Origin of the sequence: Borreliella californiensis (assembly GCF_014205885.1) — a bacterium.
GTDB lineage: Bacteria > Spirochaetota > Spirochaetia > Borreliales > Borreliaceae > Borreliella > Borreliella californiensis.
In genome coordinates this window covers 286,536-304,040 of the sequence record NZ_JACHFB010000002.1, presented here as the reverse complement: position 1 = coordinate 304,040, position 17,505 = coordinate 286,536, and the positions used below count along the sequence as shown (strand labels likewise).

Sequence of the window (17,505 nt, the reverse complement as noted above, 5' to 3'; positions counted from 1 at the left end):
TAAAAACCCCCGTTACACTTTATACAATTATATCATTTATCAATTTTTAGTCAAACAAGAAATTAGGGCAAAATAACAATATTTTATTTATTATTCTTTTAAAATAAAATCTTATATTATAATATTAAAAAGAAAATTGTGGGGTCAAATTCTAGCTATATGGAACCTAATAAAATTATCAATAAGTCTATTTATTACTATAATTCAAAAAAATATTCACAAGCAATAAAACTCCTTGAAAAAGAAATTTTTTTCTACAAAAATTACTATTTGTATCACTATGTCTTGGGAATGTCTTATCTTCGTATTGGAAACCTTGGCAATGCTCAAACATATCTTAAAAAAGCTTACACTTTAAATCCAAGTGAACCAAATATAAAGCAGGCTATTGCTATACTTTTAGTAAGCCAAGGAAAAGAAGAAAAAGCTATTCAGATATGGCTTAAAATGATAGAAGAAAATCAAGAAGTAGATAGGTCAGAGCTGTCTCTTGAAATTATTAGAAAAAATCCTATCAAAGGTTCTGCCTTTTTAAAAAATAACAACCTATATGAAAAATTGTTCCCAACAATTAAAGCAATGCCTGATAAAAATTTAACAAAGTTAATCATAATAATTATCATGGGGGGAATTATATTTATTTCAATGTTAGCAATCTATTTTATTTTTTATGAACAAAAAACAACAACATCTGCAAATCTAAAAGCAGAAATAAACAAAAATTTAAACAATATTGCTGCTTACATTGATGACATTAAAATAAATAACAAAGAAAAAATAAAAAATGAAGAAGGCCAATTCATATTAATACTAACCAGCGACGAAATTAAAAATTCTTTCGAAAAAATAAAAATTTATTTGAAAAAAGGAAAAGATAATTTTGCAAGAGTAGAAATAAATAAAATATTAAATTCAAATGCATCAGAATCTATTAAACTAAAAGCCAAAAATCTTGCAAGTTTTATCTCAAGACCAGATTTCATTAGCTTCAATGAACATCTAAACCTAAAAGATATTAAAAAAGATCCATCAATATATTCAAACGTATATGTAAAATGGGAAGGAGTAGTAAATAACATTGAAAAAAAAGACAACATAATTCAATTTGACTTTTATGTAGGATACAACAAAAATGTACTCTCGGGAATTATTCCAGCAAAAACAACCTTTGATATTGATATTGATTTTAAAGACCATGTTGAAATACTTGGACAAATAGAATACAAAAAGAATAAACTTACCCTAAATGCAATAACAATTAGAAAAATAGATAAAAATGCAAATTGATCCTAATATCTTTGCCAAAATTTTAAAAAATAATTAACATTTAAGATTAAAAAGGGGTGCACAATAACTTTTCATTACATTTAATAAGATTTATTGATTCTTCAAAAGAAAGTAGCAACTCTTCTTTTTTTGTTAAATCTCTTACTTTCATTTTATTTTCTTTATATTCTTCTTGACCAACAAAAATTAAAAATCTTATTTCTTTGCTTAAAGCATATTCTATTTGCTCTTTAATATTTTTACCATTTTTATTTTTAAAATAAACTTCACAAGAAATATTTTTAACCTTGGAATAATCATGATTTCTAAACCTAGTAGCAAGTTCATAATAATAATTTTGCAAAGCACTGTCTAAATTTACAATCAAAACTTTAGATCTAGCCTTAGTGACAAATATTTTAATATAACTAAACTTTTCAAGATCAATTATATCCTTTATTCTGTCAACACCAAAAGATCCCCCAACTCCTGAAACTTTTTGAATAGAGGTTGAAAACGAAGAAACCAAATTATCATATCTTCCCCCACTACAAACACTACCCATATTGCTACCAAACACCTCAGATTCAAAAACAATCCCTGTATAATAATCAAGCCCCCTCGATATTTTAAGATTTAGGTTAAAAGAATCTTGAATTTTTAACAAACTAAGATGCTGGAAAACATCTTCTACTCTCTTGACAGCCTCATTATCGCCTAAAATACTTTTTAAAGCTTGTATTTTGTCTTTAAAAGCGCCTCGCAAGCTCACTAAACTTAAGATTGAATCTACTGCTTCTTTTTCAATCTCAAGAAGCAACGCTTCTTTAACCTTGTCAATTCCTATTTTATCTATTTTATCAATATTTCTTAAAATAAAAATAGATTTTTCTTTAAGTCCCAATTTTTCAAAAAAAGAATTCAATATACCAAGATGAGAATAATGAATAATAAATTTTTTATTAATGCCTTCTATAAAATTCAAAAAAATCTCTTCAAGACCATAATATACAACAGAAAGAATCTCAGCATCGCCCCTAAAACTATCCTCTCCAACTATATCAAAATCGAATTGCATAAACTCTCTGTATCTACCCTTTTGAGAATTTTCTCCTCTGAAAACTTTTCCAAATTGAGAACGTCTGAAAGGGAATTTTAAATTAGAAATATTTGTAGCAACAAATCTGGCAAAAGGCACGGTTAAATCAAATCGCATGGAAACATCTCTACCTCCATTATCCTTAAACCTATAAATTTGCTTTTCGGTTTCATCCCCACTCTTTTTCAAAAGCAAATCTGAATATTCAAGAACTGGAGTATCTATTAAGTCAAAATTATAAGAATTAAGAACGCTAAATATCTGCCTAACAATATGAATTCGAATCAAAGAATCCTTAGGTAAATAATCTTTAAAGCCTTTTAAAGTTTTAATATCCATTATATTGTGCCCTCTGCTATATAGTAATTTACTTTTTCAGAATATAATAACATATAATAATATAGATGCAAAAAAAAATGAATAATTTTTTCTTTTATATAGTCATAAAATAATTTAAGAGGTCCAAAATTCATGACCAAAAGAATACTTAATAACAAGTATCGAGCAAAAACAATATTAACAATCTTCTTAGGAATAACTTTGTTAACTATTTACAAATATTTCACACTAATGGTTTTCAATAACAGTCCAGACAACATGATATCTTTAAAGTCAAATGATATTGCCAAAAGAGGAGCAATTTACGATAGAAATGGCAAACCAATAGCATTCTCTTCAAAGTCCTACTCAATCGGAACAAATCCTCAAAAAATAGAAAATATTGTAAGCACATCTGAAACTCTTGGAGCAATACTCCAAATTGATTCAAGAATTTTAAAGGAAAAGCTTTCTTCTAACAAAGGATTTTTATATATAAAAAGAAAAATAAAAAGGGAAGAATCAGATTTAATAAAAAGAATCCAAGCCGAGGGTAGACTTTCTAACATTGCTTTATATCCTGATTATACAAGAATTTATCCCTTTAGACATACCACAAGCAATATTACCGGTTTTGTAGGAACAGATAATCTTGGCCTTGAGGGCATTGAATTTTCTCTAAATAGCATATTGGGAAAAGATAAAACAAAACAACAATTTTTAAATCAAGAGCTAGAAACAAATAATATCTACTTAACAATAGATATGAATCTACAACAAGGTGTTAGCAAAATAGCTAAAAAATACTTTAAAGAAAATAATCCTGAAAGTTTAATTACTTTAGTAATGAACTCCCAAAATGGAGAAATATTGTCCATGGTTCAATTTCCTCAATACGATGCAAACTTTTATTCTGAATATCCTGAAGAAATACGAAAAAACCTTTCATCATCTCTAACCTATGAGCCTGGAAGCATTAATAAAATTTTTACAGTTGCAATAATATTAGAAAGTGGAAAATTAAATTTAGAAGAAAAATTTTTAGACAATGGAATATATCAAAAACAATTTCCATCAGGAGAAAAAATTACAATCAAAACATTAAATCCTCCCTATAAATATATCAACTCTACAGAGATTTTAATTTATTCATCAAATGTTGGAATAGCTTACATTACTGAAAAAGTTAGCAATGAATACTTTTATAAAAAACTTTTAGATTTTGGGTTTGGAGAAAAAGTTGGATTTCCATTCCCCGGAGAAACAAAGGGACTTTTAAATCATTATTTAAAATGGTCAGGACGAAGTAAAGCTACAATTGGATTTGGACAAGAAATAGGAGTGTCAGCGATTCAAATATTACAAGCTGCAAGTATACTAGGCAATAATGGAATAATGTTAAAACCTAGAATAATAAAAAAAATAAGCAACGATAAAGAAGAAAATATTAAAGAATTTGATAAAGAAGAAATAAGAAGAGTAATATCCAAAAGTTCAGCACAAAAAGTTTTAAAAATGATGAGAGAAGTTGTAAATAAAGGTGGAATTCCAAATCTTAAAATTAAAAATCTTGATATTTCTGCAAAAAGCGGAACATCTCAAGCTATTGATAGGAAAACGGGCAAATACTCAGAAGAAGACTATACATCCTCTATATTGGCAATATACCCTACAGAACAACCAAAATATATTATTTATATTGTATACAGATACCCAAAAAAAATAATATACGGAACAAGAATAGCGGCTCCAATGGCAAAAGAAATAATAGAATTTATTGAGCACCAACAAAATACAATGGCATATAAAAAAATTAAAATGCCATCAAAAATTAAGATCCCTAAAACTGAAACTAATTATAAAAACAAAACATATTTGCCAAATTTTATCAACCTTTCCAAAAGAGAAGTAATAGAAATACTAAAATACTATGAAAATACTATGAAAATAAAAATAAATGGCGAAGGATTTGTTTACAAGCAAAGCATATCCCCCAATACAAAATTAGAAGATATAGCAGAGCTTGAACTGTATTTAAAATAATTGGGTTAATTAAATAAATAAATTTTTAATTTCATTTTTATAAAAATTCAAAATATAGCTTCGCTTAATGTCCATTTTAATCGACATTTCTTTACCAACTTCAAATGGTTTTTCTAAAAGAGCAAACTTTAATATCTGCTCAAAAGGCTTAAATCCATTAGCTTTATTGATTAATTTTTTTATTTCATCATTTATAGCCTTAAGAACAATATTATTTACAATAATTTGACGCCTATTATTAGCATCAAAAATTTTTTGCCCAACACTTTCTAGATATTTATTTATTTCTTCAAAATTTGGAAGAATAAGAGCGCCTAAGAATTTTTGATCTTGGCCTACAACAACCGCTTTTTCTATTAATGCTGATTCTTCAAGCTTAATCTCAATTGGAGCAGGCTCAACATTCTCTCCATTATTTAAAACAATTGTATCTTTTTCCCGACCAATAATTTGAACAACATTATCCTTAGACAATTTTGCAATATCACCTGTATTTAAAAACCCATCAGAACCAATAATCCTACAAGTTGCTTCTTTATCCTTGTAATATCCAAGCATTACTTGAGGCCCTTTTACAAACAAAATTCCCTTTCCGGGTTTTTTAAGATTATTCCCATCGGCATCTCTAATCTCAGCGACAGTTCCAGGTAAAATTTTACCACAAGTCCCAATAATCACTTTTTTATGCTTATTAGAAGCTACTCCGGGTGAAGTTTCTGTCAATCCATAAGCATTGGCAAGTTCAATGCCAATTGAATTAAAAAATCTAACAGCAGACAATGGCATACTCCCACCACCAGTAATCCCAACAACAAAATTATTGCCCAAGATCTTATTTATTTTATTAAAAATTAAAACATTCCCCAAAGCCTTAAAAGGGAATAAACAGATTAATCCAAATATTCCTAAAATTTTCTTTATAGGGAAAAATAAACTAAACCCGTTGTCCGGATAAAGTCCCATTACCACCCTATAGCAAATATCACTAAGAAATGCCGATTTTACAAAAAAATGAAAAATCATTCTAGAAATAAACGGTTTTTTAGAAACCTCCTTGTAAATATTTTGTCTTATTGCAATCCAAAGCCTAGGAACAGCTGCAATATAATGAGGATTAATATTTTTAATATCATCAAGCATTGCCCTTGGAACAATGGTAGAAAACAAACAAACCATACCCTTAAGGAAAATATTGTAAGAAAAAGACCTTTGAAAAGAATGCCAGATTGGCAAAATACACATAAATATTTGTCCCACCTGCGTATCAACCATTAAACTAAAACTAGAAACCTGATAAAGAAGATTAGCATGGCTGAGCATTACCCCCTTTGGATGGCCTGTTGTTCCAGAAGTATATATTATTGTTGCCATATCATTAAAATCAACTTTGCTTGCAATCTCAATAATTTCTGAATCTTTTCTTAAGTTGTCTCCAAATAAAATACAATCGCTATAAGTATAAATTTCAAAATCATTATATTTTAATCTATCTTCTTGATTTAAATTTTCAATAATAATAAATATTGGCTTTACTGTAAATTTAATTTGAACAAACATATCAAGAAGATTTAAATTTTCTAAAACAACTACACTTGGAAGAACGGAATTAAAAATAATTTCAGCTTCAAAAAGAGTAACATCAGAACCCTTTGGAACATCAACGGCACCTAAAGATAAAATTGCAAAATCTATCACGGTCCACTCGGCTCTATTCTCAGAGCAAATAAATATTTTATCTTGATGCTTAACATTGATTGACTTTAAAAAGGAAGCAAGCTTTAAAACATTGTTTTTTAAGTCGCCATAAGTAACATGGGCATATCCATTGCAAACTTTATACATTTGAGCAATTTCATCTTTTTGCTGATCAGCCACTTCAAAGAATGCCTTTGCTATTGACATATAATCCTCCTTTTAACAAAGTTAACATAGTTTATTATATCATTATTAACATAAATTCATAAAGATTATTCATAAAGCCTCCTGCTGTAAAAAGCATATAGAAAGCCAATGAAAATAACACTCCAAAAAATCAAAACAAAGTTTAAAAAAATTATTTAATAAAAAAATAATTAAAAATCTAACAGCAAGTCTCAATTTTAATATTTTAGCAATTAATATTTTTTTCTCAAAATACCTAAAACATTAAATATTACCCAATTATTTTCACAAATATAAAAACGGTGTTTGGAGCCTATTTTATATCCTTTAAAACAATTAGTCACTATTTCTTCTGGAAAATCTTCTTATTTTTTCTTAATAAATAGAAGAAATACATTTTTCATAGTCTTTAAAATAAAATTAATTCATTTAAAACAAAATGCCCAAGACCTATCAACATGAATTTGATTGCTTATCTATAATATTCTAAGTTTTTTTGAAGTATTACCACCTTTTGCTTCTCGTATTAATAACTTCAAAAAAAGCATTAACTACTCCTTTGTTAATCAAAACAGCAAATAAAATTTTGACTTTAAGAATTAATTTCTCAAAACAAAAAAATTAATCCCTTCTGTAGGATAAGAACGATTCAAATCATCTACAATATCCTTTAATCGATTAACAATAAATTGATTAGAGGTATAAATAATCAAAATAAAATTTTCTTCAGGCCAAACACCATTACCATGCTTTTCTCCCTTCTTGCCTTTTCCATAAACATTTTCTATCCTAGAATAATATATGGGCTCTCCTAGCTCTTGCTCTATTTTTTCTATACATTCAAAAACATCAAGCTCTAAAGATAAGTTAGAAACTATTTCAATCCTATAACTATAAAATTTAGTCATATCATTCCCCATCTTCTTCAAATAAATTATCATAACTACTTTTATCTAAATTATTAATTTTGGATGATTTTTCAACATCTACATTGGACGTCACTTTTTTTAACCTGGATTTGAAACTTGAAACAATGTTAGAAAAAATTTCAAAAAGCATGGGAATAAAAAACAAAGTAAGAAATGTGCTGGCTGTCATTCCGCCAATAAAAGTAAATGCAATCGGTTTAAGAAGTTCATTTCCACTTCCACTAGAAAATGCCATTGGAATAAGCCCTATTATTGAGGTCAAAGAAGACATTAAAATTGGCCTAAGCCTTGAACGACAAGATTCAATAATTGCTTCTCTTAGGCCAAATCCCCTCTTGATCAATAAACCAGTATAGTCTACAAGAACAATTCCCGTATTTACCACAACACCAACAAGCATAAGCATGCCAATTGCAGCAAAAATAGAAAGTTTTTCTCCTGCAAGAAAATGTATAAGCACAACCCCTATTGCCGTTAAAGGAATTGTAAAAATAATAATAAAAGGCTTTAAAAAAGATTCAAATTGAGAAGCCATAATACCAAACACAACAATAATAGCCATCATAATGATTATTTTAAACTGATTCATGATATTTGAAAATTCATTATATTCCCCTTCAACCTTAAGCACTATGCCTTCTTTATGAGGCACCTTATTATCAATAAAATCTATAACTTTTGCGGTTATTTGGGTTAAATTATCATTTGGAGAAATACCTGCATTAAGATAAACAGTTAAAGCTTGATTTTCTCTGTAAATAGATTCGGCTTTATTGGTTTTTTCAAAGGTAGCTATTGATGAAAAAGGAATTTTAACCCCAGATGAATTTGTAATAAATATTTTTTCTAAATCTTTTAAATTTTTAACATCCATTCTATCAAGCTTAAGCACAATATCATAATTAAGTCCATTCTCTACATATTGCCCAGCAACAACACCATTAATATTGGCTTTTAACTCATTTAAAATGGTGTTCATATCAATGCCATAATTATAAGCTAGAGCTCTATCTATCTCAACACCAATTTGAAGTTGAAAATCACTTATACTAAGTCTTGGATTTACAAGTTCAGGAATTTCCTTTTTTAACATGGAAACTAAAATTTTTCCATAATCTTTTATATATTCGAAATCATTGGCCGAAATTTTAATTTTAATAGAATCTCCACCACCTAAAGCATTGCCACTAGATGGCTCAATATTAAATTCAGGATAAAGATTTCCAATACGATTCATAATTTTATATTTAATAGCATCGTAATCTATGCTTTGAGTTAACTTATCTCTTGATTCTTCTTTAAGAGGAAACAATACATTAAACATTATTCTATCAGCATGTAAAGTGGCAATAATGCTTTTATATCCCTTAGCCTCACTTTTTACAATTTCTAAAAATCTATTAGAATAAAATTTTACATATTCCAAATTAGTTTTATGAGGAAAATTTAAATTAATAGTAATTGAGTTCTCTTTGCCTCTAGCAAAAGTTGTCACATCTAGCAATAATCCTAAAAGCAAACTACCAACAAAACTAAAAAACACAATTAACCCAAAAATCAATTTGTGATTTAAAACTATATTTAATAAATTGATATACAAAAATTCTAAAAAATAATAAATGCTAGCAAAAAAAGCATCAATTTTCCTAATAAAAGCATTCTTAATATTTTTTTGAAAACTCGTGTACAAACCAACATAATGGCTTGATAAAACAGGAACCAAAAAAATTGCAACTAAAAGAGAAACCCCCAAGGAAATAACAATCGTAAATGAAAAGTCTTTAAAAAAATCTCCATATACTCCAAGTTCTGATTTGAAAATAAGAAATGGCCCAAAAACACAAATAGAAGTAAAAGTTGAGGATGTAATAGGCAGCATCATTTCTTGGGCTCCGAGAATGGAAGATGAAATAAGCTTTGCCCCTTTTTGTCTATATTTATATATATTGTCTATTACAACAATTGAACAATCAACAACCATCCCAATTCCAAGTGCAAGCCCTGCAAGACTCATGATATTAAGAGAAATATTTGCAAAATACATTAAACAAAAGGTCAAAACAATTGCTATTGGAATAGAAATTCCAATGATTATTGTAGCCCTAAAGCTTCTTAAAAAGAAAAAAATAACAAATATTGCAAGCATGGCTCCAAAATAGGCTGAATTTACAACAGTTGAGATGGACGCTTTAATAAAATCAGTACTATCAGAAGCAATCTCTAATCTCATATCTTTAGGCATAGATAATTTCAATTTTTCTATTTCCCTCATAACAACATTAGAAACGGCAATAGAATTGGCATCACTACGTTTTTGAACCGACAAAGAAATTGAAGGCAACCCATTATATTCAACATATTCTGACAAATCTTCAAAATCGGTTTTAATATTAGCAATATCTTTTAGCTTTATCTCAATAGGAGATGAATTTATGCCAGAAGAAATGTCGGGAATCTTATAAGCTATAACCACATTGCCTATCTCTTCAATTGATTTAAATTTTCCAGAAACTTCAACCAAATATTCCAAGTTGCTCTCCAATATATTGCCGGCTGAAAGTTCCAAATTTTGAGATGCTATAATTGAAGATATTCTTGACAAAGAAAGCCCATAAGACTCCAATCTATTTTGAGAAACTTCAACTAAAACACGCTTTTTACTTCCACCATTAACAGTAACAATTGCAACTCCATCAAGCCTTTCAAGCCCAGGTTTAATAATATCATCAGCATATCTTTTAAGCTCAGAAACTGGCCTTACAGAATTAATAACAATTTCCATTACAGGAATATTTTTAAGATTGTATCTAAAAATTCTAGGTGTCTGTGATTTACTGGGCAATGAAGATTTTACCAATTCAAGAGCATCTCTAATTTCATTTAAAACTAAATCTAAATCGGTTCCATGATAAAATTCAAGTGAAACGGTGCTGCTTTCTTTAGAAGATACGCTATATATATTTTTTAAATTTTTTACCGAACTCAAGCCACTCTCAAGAATTCTAGAAACACTCTCTTCAACTTCCCTAGGAGAAGCGCCAGGATAAACAGTGAGAATGCTTATTTGGGGAATATCAATTCCTGGCAAAAGGTCTACTTTTAATCTTGAAAAGGTGTATAAACTTATCATCATTAACAATGAAAACAAAATTAACATTGTTATTGGCTTGCCAACTATTCTCTTTACCAACATAACACATCCCCCAATAAATTAAATATTGCTTTCAGCTGAAAGACCATCTTTGGTATCTACCAAATTTATTAGAGTTCCATTAGAAAGAGTAGACATACCTTCTACTACAATTAAATCACCCTCTTCAACCTCGCCCGAAAGAGCTACAATGTTGTCTATTTCAAAAAGCTCCGTAATGGGTAACATTTGAACACTTTTACTCTCTAAATCAAGCTTAAATACAAATTTCTTGCCCTCTCTCTCAACAATAGCCTCTCTTGGAATCTTAATTACATCTCTAAAGCGTTTAGTAATAAGTTTGATTTTAGAAAACATACCGATAATCAGTTTATCTAAATTGCTGCCAATAGGCGTAAGATATACTTCGATAGTTCGGCTTTTAGAATCTAAAATAGGAGATATTTCTGAAACTTTAGCTTTAAACTTTTCATTAGGATAAGCTCCAACCTCAATAATAGCATCATTTCCAACTTTAATATTTGAAATGTATTTCTCAGAAACATAAGTCAAAATTTGCTTTGTATCTATTCTTCCTACCACTGCTATGTTGGACTGAGGATTAACTGTTTCACCAATTTTTTTTGTAATATTTAAAATATATCCTGAGATTGGCGCTCTTACAGGACTTTTTAAATATACAGAACCAGGCCTTGAAGGATCAAGAGTTGCAACTATTTGCCCCTTTTGAACATAAGCTCCAAGTTTTATTCTCAAAGAAGTTATTTTGCCCACAGCATCTGGAAAAATATCTGCCTTAACTTTTGTATCTATATCTCCATTTAAAGACAAATAATCACTTAAGATTCCCTTTTTAACCTTCATGGCAATTACTGGAAATCTATAAGGATCTTCTTTCTCCTTATTGGTATCAACCAGCTTGTTCTTACTCGCACAAGAAACTAAGACTAAAAATAAAACTAAAAAATATTTTTTTAAATAAAAGTTAATATTAAAAATCAAATTCATCAAAATACCTCTTAGTCTAATGAATTTATTAAATTTTTATATTCAAGTATAGAATTAGCATAATTTAATTTATCTTCAATAAACTTCAAATCACTCTGCTTATAAGCAAGCTCAATATCATTCAATTTAGAAAGATCCATGACCCCGGAATTAAAAGCATTAAATGCCATTTGATAATTTTTATTCGCTAATTCTACATTAATTTTAGAAGCATCAAGAATCGATTTATATCTTCTAATATCCTTTCTTTTTTGCACAATACTAGATTTTAAATTCCTAATTTTACCTTCAACATTGTTTTGTAATATTTTTAGCTGATAGTTGTTATCTTGAATTTTTGTAAAACTCTTTGAAAATGGAAATATTTCGGTTAAACCATAATTTAAACTAAAGGACGCTAAAAACCCAGTTGAAAAACCTTTAGAATTTTCATGAAATGATTTATAAGGAGAATAAGAAAATGACAAAGAAAGGCTTGGCAAATAAGTATCCAGCCAAATCGAACCAATAAGCTGTTCTGTCATTTTTAATCGCATATTCAAATCCTTAATCTCTAATGATTCATTGAAATTTAACTCTTCATTAAATAAAGAAAAATCTATTGTCTCATCTGGCAATTCTCCAATAATTTCAAAATCTTGATCTGGATCTAATCCTATTAACAATTTGAAAATTTCTTTTGATTTTTCAAAATTAATAATTTGACCATCCAAATCTGGTTGAGATTTTTTATACTTAAGCTGTGCATCAAGGAAATCTATTTCTGATATTAGTCCATTATTATAAGCAATTCTAGCTTGTTCAAATTTAAGTTTATTATTTTGTATTTGACTCTCAAAAACTTTTAAAGTACCCTTTAAAGCTATCAATTGATTGTAAGACTTAAGAACATTTAACTTGATATTGCGAACAGCGCTTTCTCTTTCTATTTTTGCACTTTCATACTCCAACATAACAAGTTGCATTCTCTTTAAAACAGAAGGAGACAAAACAAGACTAATCCCAACTCCAAACCCAAAACCCCAATAATCTCTCTCAAGTTCACTCAAAGCAGAAGAATTTCTACTAAGTGTAGAGCTAAGGTTAACATTTGGAATAAAAACATTCCACGCATTATTTTTATAAAGTTTTTTTATATTTTCTTTGTATAAAGCATTTTCTGAATCCAAGCTATTTTCTAAGGCCATATTTACAGCTTGTTTGGGTGATATTTGAATAATTTCAGCAAAAGAAAAAGAGACGGTCATAAAAATTAAAAAAAATTTTTTAATTTGAAGCCCCCTTATAATAAAAATCAAAACTTTAAAGTTATAAAACTTAATTAATATTTTCAATCCATTTGATTAATTATTATAATATAATACAATTCTAAGTATGAACATTTTCAAGATTTTATTTATCTTAAATTATACTCTAATTTTTTTAATAAAAATTTACCAAAATACTTTATCCAAAATATTTGGGCTACAATGCATATACAAACCTACTTGCTCAAAATATTCAATTGAATGCCTTAAAAAATATAACTTTTTAACGGCCCTCATATTAATGACATTAAGAATAATAAGATGTAACGCATTATTCAAAGGAGGAAACGATTTTATTCCTAAATACAAACCTATTTCAAAATCTTTAAAAGAATTTAAAAAAAGATTAATCAAATAAAGTCTTATATTTTTCTGGAACCCACGTCTTTACTACTTCTTTATTCTTTTCAACAAATTCAACTGCATTACGATACTCTTTGCCTGGCTCTTTATCATTTCTATCCATTAAAGGCAATATCAAATCATCACTCCAATAAAAATGATCAAAAACATAATATGCATCAAGATCGTCATTTTCAAGACCAAGCCTAACAAGAGTATGCACACTCTCAATTCCCCCCATAATTAAATCAGGATCATCAAGAAACTTAATATCATACCTAGAAAAAGCCCAATGAGGCTTCCATAAAGGAACCAAAATCCACTCGTTTCTCTTTATTGAAGAATCCAAGCTTGTAAGCATAACACTCTCGCTTGAAGGAACTAACTCATACTCTTTACTTAATCCATAATAATCAAGTGCTTGCTCTGTAACAATTTGAGTTCCCGCACCAGCATCTATGCCAATCATTTTGTTTTTAAACTTAGCACCCTTACCTTTAAGCTCACTAATGCTAGAAATTGGAACATAACTTGGCACCACAAAACCCTGAATGGTTCCTTCATAATTTGCACCAAGATCAACAAATTTTGTTTTTAGCTTTTCGTAATAAAATTTGTCGGCTGTAGGAACCCAAGAAGATACCGTGCCATCCACCTTTCCAGATGCTAAGTATTGATACATTATAGATGTAGTAACTGAAAATATTTCTGCATCATAGCCCATTTTTTCAAAAACAACCTTTAATACATTTGTAGCTGCTGTTTCTCCGCCCCAATTCACATACCCAATTTTTACCGATTTCAAATTCTTTGCACTCTTTTTTTCATCACAAGACAAAAAAGTTAGAAAAATACAAAAGATAATTAATAATTTATTCATAAAATAATCTCCGTTTATTTATTATATATTTCCAAAAATCTTTTAAATTTATTTTCTCTCTTTCCACTATAATGATCTGTGTTTAAATAGCTAAATTTAATAAAAATAGATTGCATAATCCTATCTAAAATAATAGCTATAATAACAACTGCCAATCCAGATATTAAACCCTCACCAAAATTTAATCTTTCTATAGAGTAAATTACAGTCCTACCCAAACCAGACGATCCAACCATTGCAGCAATTACTATCATAGATATCGCCATCATTATTGACTGATTAATACCTTCAATTATACTCTGAAGAGAAAGAGGAAGCTGAACTTGAAAAAGAATGCGCAAATTACTACTACCAAAAGACTTCGCAGCCTCTATTACTTCATCTGAAACTTGAACGATCCCAAGCCTTGTATATCTAATAACAGGAGGCATAGCAAAAACTATTGTAGCAAAAATAGCAGAAGCTGTACCCATTCCAAAAAAAGGAATAGCGGGAATCAAGTAAATAAAAGGGGGCATGGCTTGCATTAAATCTAAAATGGGTTTTAAAAAAACATAAAACTTTGGGAAATATCCCCCCAAAATACCTATAGGAATTCCCAAAATAACAGAAACTAATACAGAAACAAATATAATAGCTATTGTATCCATTGAAGCTTCCCAAAGATTAAAATACAAAATAAAAAAGAATCCGGGTAAAATTAAAAATATTAATCTCTTTTTTAAGAAAACAAAACTTAGCAAACATACAGTCAAAATAAAAAAAAGTGGATTAACAAAAAGAAATAAATTTTTCAAATTTTCATATAAAAAAATTATACTTTTGGAAAAACCTACCCCATCAGAAATTGAAAAATTATCAACTAAAAAATCAAAAAAATTATCTATTTTTAATATAAAAAAATCTTTATTCATAAATTCCTATCTTGATAATAAATCGGAGATTTCATTTAAACTAATATAGCCTACAATAGTTCCCTTTTCTTTTATTATTAAATAATCTTGCTTATTCAAATATTCAACAATTTTTTTTATCTCATCATTTAGATCTAAATTTAAAGATACAAGATTATCATACCTTTTATTTAGAACTTTGTCATACAAACTAAAATTTTCACCTTGACATTTAATAATAACATTTAAACCATTATCACTACCAGAGTTTAAATCAAAATCATCTTTTAAAATATCTTTTATTTTTAAAATATTTAAAACAGGTAAATTTTTAATAAAATCAGATATAAAATCTGTACTAGGATTAGCTAAAATTTCTAAAGGTTTACCAACTTGAATAATTTTTCCATCTCTCATAAAAGCAATTCTATGTCCCAATTTAAAAGCTTCAATTAAATCGTGAGTAATAAACACAACTGTTTTTTTAAGTTTAGCTACCAACCTTAAAAGTTCTTCCTGCATTTCTCCTTTAATTAAAGGATCAAGTGCCGAAAAAGCTTCATCCATTAAAAGAATATCTGGATTAACCACTAATGCTCTTGCTATTCCAACTCTTTGCTTCATTCCTCCAGAAAGCTCATTAATATACTTATATTTTGAATCTTCAAGCCCTACAAGGTTTAATACCTCAATAGCACGCTCTTCTCTGATCTTCCTGGGAATATGTTTAACTTCAAGCCCATAAGTAACATTTCTCAATACATTCATATGGGGGAAAAGCCCAAAGTTTTGAAAAACCATTGCAAATTTATCTTTTCTCAAATTAGAAAGATCTTTGCGATTTATAGCATTCATTTCCATATTATTTACCAAAATAGATCCTGAATCTATTTTATAAATACCATTTAAACACCTGACTAAAGTAGACTTGCCACAACCTGACATACCCATAATAACTAAAATTTCATTTTCATAAACATCAAGATTAATATTGGCATTTGCAATAAAAATAGAAGATTCTTTATAGATTTGCATTCTATCTTTGCCATCTTCATAGTCTTTTATAGCTTGACTTATCCGCTTTTTGTCAACATAATATGAAAATACTTTATAGCAATCTTTAATTTTAACAGTAACCCTACTCAAAGCAAACTCCTTAATAAGCCTGCATTATACTTTATAACACATCATTATAAATTATACTAAAATTATTTAATTTTTGCCGATCTGAAATAAAAAACAAAAGACCCTTTAAAGGATCTTTTGTTAAAAATTTGTACCAATTATACCAATTAAATTAGAATCTTATCTAAGCAATGATAAAACATACTGAGGGACTTGATTAGCCTGTGCAATCATTGCCATTGCAGATTGTGTTAAAATACTATTAGTTGTTGCTGCCACAACCTCATCTGTCATTGTAGCATCTTTTATTTGAGCATAAGATGCTTTTAGATTTTCAATTGCATACTCAGTACTATTCTTTATAGATTCAAGTCTATTTTGGAAAGCACCTAAATTTGCCCTTTGATCACTTATCATTCTAATAGCATTTTCTATTTTAGCAAGTGATGTATTAGCATCAACTGTGGTTGTAACATTAACAGGAGAATTAACTCCGCCTTGAGAAGGTGCTGTAGCAGGCGCTGGCTGTTGAGCTCCCTCTTGTTGAACACCTTCTTGAACAGGTGCAGCCTGAGCAGTTTGAGCTCCCTCACCAGAGAAAAGATTTGCAACATTGGCTGCATAAATATTTACAGCAATAGCTTCATCTTGATTTGCTCCAACATGAACTCTTAAAGTCCAAGAAGCCTGAGACCCTGAAAGTGATGCTGGTGTGTTAATTTTTGCAGGTTGCATTCCAAGCTCTTCAGCTGTTCTTACATTTTGAGAAGCAGATTTATTTGACAACATGTGCATTTGGTTATATTGAGCTTGATCAGCAATTCTATTAATTTCGTCTGTAAGTTGCTCTATTTCAATTTGTATAGAACCTCTGTCTGCATCTGAATATGTGCCGTTGCCTGATTGAACTGCCAATTCTTTCATTCTTACTAAAACTTTTTCTACTTCATTCAAATTCCCTTCTGTTGTCTGAATAAAATTAATGGCTTTTGAAGTATTTCTAGAAGCTTGTGACAAGCCTCTTATTTGAGCATTAATCTTACCAGAAACTCCCATGCCAGCAGCATCATCAGAAGCTCGATTAATTCTGTACCCACTAGAAAGCTTTTCTTGAGTTTTGCTAAGATTAGCAGCATTAATACCGTTATTTCTTGAAGCATTAATAGCTGATGTATTATGATTTATAATCATATATCATTCCTCCATGATAAATTTAGTTATTTATTCTTGGCAAATCCTTTTGCCTGTTAAAAAGAATAGCAC

13 protein-coding genes are annotated in these 17,505 nt (G+C 28.8%); 3 read left to right on the top strand and 10 right to left on the bottom strand.

The window, feature by feature from the left end; genetic code table 11:
- Positions 1-159 precede the first annotated feature (159 nt).
- Positions 160-1,287 carry a tetratricopeptide repeat protein gene (locus tag HNP67_RS03590; protein WP_184125005.1) on the top strand — a complete coding sequence of 376 codons (1,128 nt, stop codon included), beginning with the start codon at positions 160-162 and terminating at the stop codon, positions 1,285-1,287.
- 46 nt (positions 1,288-1,333) lie between these two features.
- Here HNP67_RS03590 and hisS read toward each other — a convergent pair whose 3' ends face one another.
- Positions 1,334-2,704, bottom strand: a complete 1,371-nt coding sequence (hisS, locus tag HNP67_RS03585; protein ID WP_184125003.1) for a histidine--tRNA ligase — start codon at positions 2,702-2,704, stop codon at positions 1,334-1,336.
- 132 nt (positions 2,705-2,836) lie between these two features.
- On the opposite strand from hisS, the gene HNP67_RS03580 reads away from it, so the two are divergent.
- Positions 2,837-4,726 (top strand): penicillin-binding protein, encoded by a 1,890-nt coding sequence (locus HNP67_RS03580; protein WP_184125001.1) that lies wholly within the window; start codon positions 2,837-2,839, stop codon positions 4,724-4,726.
- A gap of 9 nt (positions 4,727-4,735) precedes the next feature.
- On the opposite strand, the gene HNP67_RS03575 is transcribed toward HNP67_RS03580, so the two are convergent.
- The 5 genes from HNP67_RS03575 to HNP67_RS03555 all read right to left on the bottom strand — a co-directional run bounded on the left by HNP67_RS03575 (position 4,736) and on the right by HNP67_RS03555 (position 12,942).
- On the bottom strand, positions 4,736-6,628 hold the full coding sequence (locus tag HNP67_RS03575; RefSeq protein ID WP_184124999.1) for a long-chain fatty acid--CoA ligase: 1,893 nt from the start codon (positions 6,626-6,628) through the stop codon (positions 4,736-4,738).
- Positions 6,629-7,206: 578 nt separating this feature from the next.
- Positions 7,207-7,515: a PG0541 family transporter-associated protein gene (locus HNP67_RS03570; protein WP_184124997.1), complete on the bottom strand. Its 309-nt coding sequence runs from the start codon at positions 7,513-7,515 to the stop codon at positions 7,207-7,209.
- Between the two features lies 1 nt (position 7,516).
- Entirely contained in the window at positions 7,517-10,729 is a 3,213-nt protein-coding gene (locus HNP67_RS03565; protein ID WP_184124995.1) for an efflux RND transporter permease subunit, read from the bottom strand.
- Between the two features lie 18 nt (positions 10,730-10,747).
- The gene (locus HNP67_RS03560; RefSeq protein ID WP_184124993.1) at positions 10,748-11,695 is read right to left on the bottom strand and encodes an efflux RND transporter periplasmic adaptor subunit; all 948 of its coding nucleotides are present in this window, start codon (positions 11,693-11,695) and stop codon (positions 10,748-10,750) included.
- A gap of 11 nt (positions 11,696-11,706) precedes the next feature.
- On the bottom strand, positions 11,707-12,942 hold the full coding sequence (locus HNP67_RS03555) for a TolC family protein (RefSeq protein WP_184124991.1): 1,236 nt from the start codon (positions 12,940-12,942) through the stop codon (positions 11,707-11,709).
- 127 nt (positions 12,943-13,069) lie between these two features.
- Here HNP67_RS03555 and yidD point away from each other — a divergent pair, with 127 nt between their 5' ends.
- Entirely contained in the window at positions 13,070-13,360 is a 291-nt protein-coding gene (yidD, locus tag HNP67_RS03550; protein WP_184124989.1) for a membrane protein insertion efficiency factor YidD, read from the top strand.
- Here yidD and HNP67_RS03545 read toward each other — a convergent pair.
- From HNP67_RS03545 to flaB, 4 genes are all read right to left on the bottom strand, one after another.
- Positions 13,349-14,224: a glycine betaine ABC transporter substrate-binding protein gene (locus tag HNP67_RS03545; RefSeq protein WP_184124987.1), complete on the bottom strand. Its 876-nt coding sequence runs from the start codon at positions 14,222-14,224 to the stop codon at positions 13,349-13,351. The two genes, yidD and HNP67_RS03545, sit on opposite strands and share 12 nt — an antisense overlap.
- A 14-nt stretch (positions 14,225-14,238) precedes the next feature.
- A complete protein-coding gene (locus HNP67_RS03540) occupies positions 14,239-15,138 on the bottom strand; it encodes an ABC transporter permease (RefSeq protein ID WP_184124985.1) in 900 nt (299 codons plus the stop codon).
- Positions 15,139-15,144: 6 nt separating this feature from the next.
- Positions 15,145-16,263, bottom strand: a complete 1,119-nt coding sequence (locus HNP67_RS03535; RefSeq protein WP_184124983.1) for an ATP-binding cassette domain-containing protein — start codon at positions 16,261-16,263, stop codon at positions 15,145-15,147.
- Positions 16,264-16,422: 159 nt separating this feature from the next.
- Entirely contained in the window at positions 16,423-17,433 is a 1,011-nt protein-coding gene (gene flaB / locus HNP67_RS03530) for a flagellin FlaB (RefSeq protein WP_002661938.1), read from the bottom strand.
- Positions 17,434-17,505: the final 72 nt, after the last annotated feature.